Consider the following 288-nt stretch of genomic DNA (forward strand, 5'->3'; position numbering starts at 1 on the left):
GATGACCGTAAGGTTATGAACTGGGACTATCATGAAAAAGATGATTATTTTATCAATCCACAAAACGTCCGGTTTAATTTTAATGCTTATCGTCAACGGACTGATAAGTATGGTTTTACCCGTGACTTTAAAGAATACATTGCCGAAAAGTATGATGAAAATCATCAACTAATTTCCGCGGCACTAACACCAAAAGGATATCTTAAAAGGATTTCCGTGAACGAAAATTGGGAATATTTCAAATCGAAACAACGAGAATTACTTTCAGCTCCAGAAACTGGTCAGATC

General features: G+C 35.8%; 1 pseudogene. It reads left to right on the top strand.

What is annotated here, in order from left to right:
* A pseudogene (locus ACWQAU_RS15165) lies at positions 1-288 on the top strand (IS1182 family transposase); the annotation flags it as partial.

This window comes from Lactiplantibacillus sp. 3062 (assembly GCF_055413545.1).